This is a genomic window from Gammaproteobacteria bacterium (genome assembly GCA_022450155.1).
Classification (GTDB): Bacteria; Pseudomonadota; Gammaproteobacteria; order Arenicellales; family UBA868; genus REDSEA-S09-B13.
Map to the genome: position 1 here is coordinate 1 of JAKUQR010000052.1, position 5542 is coordinate 5542.

General features: G+C 50.7%; 5 protein-coding genes. All 5 read left to right on the plus strand.

What is annotated here, in order from left to right:
- The coding region (gene topA / locus MK323_14900; GenBank protein ID MCH2483433.1) for a type I DNA topoisomerase at nt 1-2503 on the plus strand (2503 nt) is incomplete at its 5' end.
- A gap of 244 nt (nt 2504-2747) precedes the next feature.
- Nucleotides 2748-3800, plus strand: a complete 1053-nt coding sequence (locus MK323_14905) for a pilus assembly protein PilM (protein ID MCH2483434.1) — start codon at nt 2748-2750, stop codon at nt 3798-3800.
- Nucleotides 3797-4333 carry a PilN domain-containing protein gene (locus MK323_14910; protein MCH2483435.1) on the plus strand — a complete coding sequence of 179 codons (537 nt, stop codon included), beginning with the start codon at nt 3797-3799 and terminating at the stop codon, nt 4331-4333. Before MK323_14905 ends, MK323_14910 begins: the two co-directional genes overlap by 4 nt.
- Before the next feature lie 2 nt (nt 4334-4335).
- Nucleotides 4336-4911, plus strand: coding sequence for a type 4a pilus biogenesis protein PilO (locus tag MK323_14915; protein MCH2483436.1), 576 nt, complete (start codon nt 4336-4338; stop codon nt 4909-4911).
- A 17-nt stretch (nt 4912-4928) separates the two neighbouring features.
- The coding region (locus MK323_14920; GenBank protein ID MCH2483437.1) for a pilus assembly protein PilP at nt 4929-5542 on the plus strand (614 nt) is incomplete at its 3' end.

The window sequence follows — 5542 nt, forward strand, 5'->3', positions numbered from 1 at the left end:
TCTTGTGCATTCCGGTGGTCGCGGTGTAGATGTTAACAACGGATTTTCTCCTGAGTGGGAACAGGATGAACGCGGCGAGCGACAGATGAACGCAATACACAAGGCTGCTCAAAACGCCGAAAAAATCTACCTGGCAACAGATCCTGATCGAGAAGGGGAGGCGATATCATGGCACATCCTGGAGCTTCTAGCTGAGCGCAATATTCTGCACAACAAGCCAGTTTACCGAGTGGTCTTTTATGAAGTCACAAAACGGGCGATACAGCAAGCACTCGACGAGCCAAGAGAGGTGTCACATGCTCTGGTTGAGGCATACCTTGCCCGGCGGATTCTTGACTATCTGCTGGGGTATAACCTTTCCCCGGAGCTATGGAAAAAAATAAAGCGTGGCCTATCGGCAGGTCGTGTACAGAGTCCGGCACTGAGACTGGTGTGCGACCGGGAAAAAGAAATCACAGGATTTGTACCCCGCGAATACTGGAGTATTGAAGTCGACCTTAAGGGTGGAGATCCATTAAGCGAATTTACAGCGAAACTGGTACGGCTCGAAGGCGAGAAGGTTGGCCAATTTACGGTCACAGGCGAGTCTGCGGCCACCACGATACGTGATCGTCTGGAACGTGAGGCAGCCGGTTCATTGAAAGTGATCTCGGTTGAAGAAAAACCCCGGCGCCGTAATCCTTCAGCGCCGTTCACAACCTCTACTTTGCAACAGGAAGCATCGCGTAAGCTTGGATTTGGTGCGCGCCGAACCATGCGGGTGGCGCAGCAACTGTATGAGGGAGTCGATTTCGAAGGCTCGTCGGACGGCCTTATCACCTACATGCGGACCGATTCGGTCAACATCGCGGCCGAGGCGGTGTCTGAGATTCGAGAATTAATATCCCAACGATATGGTGTTGACAATCTGCCTAAGTCGACCAATCTCTACAAGAGTAAAGCCCGAAATGCCCAAGAAGCACATGAGGCGATCAGGCCAACGTCCGCGATGCGTATTCCAGCCCAGGTCAAGCGAGCGCTGGGTGCCGATCACTACCGCCTTTATGAACTGGTGTGGCAACGTGCTGTTGCAAGCCAGATGATTCCCGCCACCCTGCGTCAGGTTACGGTACAGTTTTCAAACCAGTCCAGTGATCAGGATGTCTTCAGAGCAACAGGGTCGCGTGTGGTAGACCCTGGTTTTATGAACGTGTACCAGGAAGGACGGGATGAAGAGGACAATGAGGAAAATACTGTTTTACCTTCACTGACCGAAGGGGAGAAAGTTTCACTCAATGGAATCCGAGCCGAGCAGCATTTTACGGAACCCAAGGCACGATACTCTGAGGCAACGCTGGTCCGAGAACTTGAAGCCCGGGGGATCGGCCGGCCATCGACTTATGCTTCTATTCTGTCCACATTGGTGGATCGGGAATATGCATTGCTTGAACGCCGGCGATTTCTACCAACAGCGATGGGATTTGCCGTCAATGCCTTCCTCACTGAGAACTTCGAGACTTTCGTCGACTATGAATTCACCGCGACTATGGAGGAAGACCTGGATCGAATTGCGAGTGGTGAAGCTGATAGATCTACCGTTATCGAAACCTTTTGGACCCGTTTACAGGAATTATTGGGGCAAGACAACGAAAAACCAGTTTTTGTACTCGGTAAAGATCCAGCTAGTGATGACGAAATCTCCTGGCGTGTAGGGCCTTATGGCCCCTACGTTCAGCGCGGTGAAGAGACGCCAGCGGGAAAACCAGTTCGCAAAACCCTACCACCGAGCTGGTCGGCACCGGCTTTGACACTCGAAAAAGCATTATGGCTATTGTCTCTCCCACGAGTAATGGGTAAGTCTGAAGAAGGAGATATAACTCTCGAGACTGGACGATTTGGTTTGTATCTGAAATGTGGAACTCGAACGGCTGCATTACCTGCAGACGTCGATCCTTTTGTCCTTGCGACGGAGCAGGCCATCGAGATACTGGACAACGCATCGCGTTTGCCGCGCGAACTGGGTTTAGGTTCTGACGGGGAAGTTGTTACTGTAGCGATCGGGAGATTTGGTCCTTATGTCAGATGTGGTAGTACTTTTGCCTCGCTGACCAAAGAAGACGACCCGTATTCAATCGAACTGGACCGAGGACGTGAGCTAATCGAGAAGAAACGAGAATCTGATGCTAAACGGACGATTACAACGTTTAGTGACGGGATCAAAATCATGCGTGGCCGCTGGGGTCCGGAGGTAATAGAAGGTAAAGTCAGAGTTCGATTGCCTAAGGACCAAGATCCCGAAAAGTTATCCGAAGACGATTGTCGCCGGATCCTTGCCGAAGCCCCAGCACGCAGATCAGGTCGCAAGAAGACCAAAAAGAAGGTCACGAGCAAAAAGAAAAAGGTCAGTAAGCGCAAGATGGTCAAGAAAAAATCGAAAACCAGTGCTGGAAAGAAATCAACAGTAAAAGCCACAAAGAAGACCTCCCCAACTGTTGGAACACCCAATGATGGAGAAGTAGGCTGAATCGGATTGTTAACGCGTTTAGGCCAGTGTCGTTGGACCGACCTACTGAAACACCAGGGTACTGGAGAAATATTTTTTAGGAGGTTTTTCGGCGCGATACAATAGTGTTGTTTGAGCCAGTGTGTCCGGTCGACAGAATGAACGATGAATTGAAAGGCTTAACTTGGTGTGCGATGAATTTGAGCCAAGTCGAACGGTTGGTTCAATGGGGTACTTGGCGTAGATCTAGATTACTGGAGGAATGATGGCCTTGTTCGGGCGTAAACCCCTCGAAGCTGTGGGCGTGGATATTGGCACCTCGTCTGTCAAAGTCATGGAACTCCAGCGAACACGACGTGGTTACCGCGTGAACTGCGCCGCCGTTGAATCGCTGCCCCGTAACGCTGTGGTCGAACGAGGTATCAGCAACGTAGAACAGGTCAGCGCGGCGCTGCGCCGTGCAGCAAAGAGAGCGCGCTGCAAACGAAAAAATGCCATCGTCGCTATCGCATCTTCACATGTCGTCACACGAACCTTCCAGCTTCCTGAAGACATTAAAGATTTTGAAATCGAAGAGCAGGTGATGGTCGATGCGGCTCAGAATGTGCCTTATTCAGTCGACGAGATGTATTTGGACTATCAGGTTTTAGAATCTACGGAGTCAGGGGTGGAGGATTCGGTCACTGTCACAGCCTGCCGTCGAGAGATCGTAGATGACTATGTATCAGCGGTCGAGTCAGCAGGTCTGCGACCCGTGGTGGTCGACGTGGACGCTTTTGCAATAGCACGGGTGTTTCCCCTGGTAACTGCGGCCATGTCTGAGTCGCTGCGGGGCAAAGCGGTCGCTTTGCTGGATGTGGGCGAGGTGACAACCCGCCTCAACGTATTTGTGGACGGGGTGGTGATCTACGACAGGGACCATTCTTTTGGTGGTCGTTCGCTTACTGAGTCTATCCAGTCTCATTGTGACATCAGCTTTGAAGAAGCCGAAGCTGTGAAGTTGTCTAGAAACCTATCTGAAGGTGACCAGGATCAATTACTTGAGCCGTTTAAACGCACAATATCGCAAGAAGCTGTACGAACACTTGAATTTTTTGCGTCGGCAGGGCGGGGATACGATACGGTTGATCTTCTTTTTGTAACGGGTGGTTGTCTACGGTTGGATGGCATTCTGGAACTTATCAGCAATTACACCGGTGTCCCTACTGCGACTGCGAATCCCTTCTCAGGGAAAAACATTAAAGCCAGGACGAAACTCAAGCTTCAGCCGACTTTGTTGCTTAAAGCCTGTGGGCTGGCAATGAGGGGTGCAGGATGAACCAGGGCATCAACCTGCTGCCCTGGCGAGAGGCGCGACGCCGTCGCCAGCGGCGGCAACTATGGGCAGCGATTGTAGTGATCTGCGTCGTTGCAGGCAGCGTGTTTGCTGCGGCATGGTGGACTCAGAGTGAGGAAATTTCATTCCAAAGGAGCCGGAATGCATATCTGCTTACGGAGATCCGCAAGGTGGAGGCGCAACTTAAAGAGATTGACCAGATAAAGCAGAGAAAAAGCGCGCTTGTGGCCCGTATGACAATAATCCGCCAATTGCAACAAGAGAGAGTCGGTATCGTACGTGCGCTGGATAATCTTGTTCGCGCACTGCCCGAGGGTCTATTTTTTGTATCGGCTAAAAGAAGCCAGGGCAGCTTCAAACTTGTGGGAATTGCTCAATCGAATGCCAGGGTCTCCGAGTTGATGCTGAACTTGAACAGTTCGGTTTCATTCGGTGATTCACATCTTGAGGTTATTAATATCAGTGAAATTGACGAAACCCAGACCAGTCGTTTCGAAATGCTGGTGAGCGATTAATTATGCTGGACCGACTCAGACAGATCGATCTGAATGATCCAGCTTCTTGGCCGGCATGGTTCTCATTGATTGTCGTGCTGGTTGGTGCATTAGCTTTGCTTTATGGCGGTTGGCATTTTGTGATCAAAGATCAGATCCGGACCTTTGAGCGCTTGGTGCAGCAGGAGGCTGAACTCAAGAATACCTTCTCGATAAAGAAGGGAATGGTCGTTAATTTGCCGGCGTACCAGAAACAAATGGGTGAGATCGAAGAACTTCTTAGCGAACTGGTCGCTCAACTGCCAGACAGTAGCGAAGTTCCCAGGCTACTGGTTGACATTACCGAGGCGGGCAAACAACACGGACTGGAGTTTTTAGTATTCGATCCGCTTGAAGAAATTCAGAGTGAATTCTACGAATTGTTGCCCATTCGAGTCGAAGTGTCTGGTACGTATCACCAGCTTGCTGGATTTATCAGTCATCTATCAGCACTTCCCCGCATTGTGACTGTAGGCGATTTGTCGATCATTGCGGATAAAGAAGGCCAACTCCTGAGTTCTATCTTGTTAAAGACCTATCGTTATCAGGACGATGGTTAGACGATGAGGAACAGACAATGACGTTCCAGTGGGGGAATCGCTGGTTCAAAGGCGCACTGTATGCCTTGCTTGGTATTGCGTTGGTGCTGACAGCGAGCTGCTCTAGTGATCGGTCAATGATCGATCTCAAGCGGTTTGTGCTCAACATGCACAAATCAACGCAGCCATCTGTGGAGCCGCTTCCAGAGTTTGCATCGATCCCGGCCTATACGTACGCGGCTTCTTCTTTGCCGAATCCATTTTCCCCTGAAAATGTATTTCCGAAACCAGAGCCGGATCTGCTGGAACCTGATCCGACTCGGCCCAGAGAACATCTAGAAGGATTTGCCCTGGATGCTCTCCAATTGGCTGCAATCATGATTCTAGAGGGCAAACTCCAGCTTATCGTTGTGACGCCAGATGGTGTGATACACCAGGTTGTCGAAGGCGCTTATCTGGGTCAAAACTATGGTCAGATCACTGAAATAGACCTTGAAGGGCGAAGCGTAGGACTGGAAGAGGTTATCAAAGGGGCAGACGGCCGCTGGCAGGAGCGAATGGTGAAGTATTTGATCGAGCCGGATCTGCTGGAACCTGATCCGACTCGGCCCAGAGAACATCTAGAAGGATTTGCCCTGGATGCTCTCCAATT

Bases quoted from the DNA above. Each gene is read 5' to 3' on its own strand.
- MK323_14910 (MCH2483435.1), top strand. From the start codon at position 3,797: ATGAACCAGGGCATCAACCTGCTGCCCTGGCGAGAGGCGCGACGCCGT.
- MK323_14905 (MCH2483434.1), top strand. From the start codon at position 2,748: ATGGCCTTGTTCGGGCGTAAACCCCTCGAAGCTGTGGGCGTGGATATT.
- MK323_14915 (MCH2483436.1), top strand. From the start codon at position 4,336: ATGCTGGACCGACTCAGACAGATCGATCTGAATGATCCAGCTTCTTGG.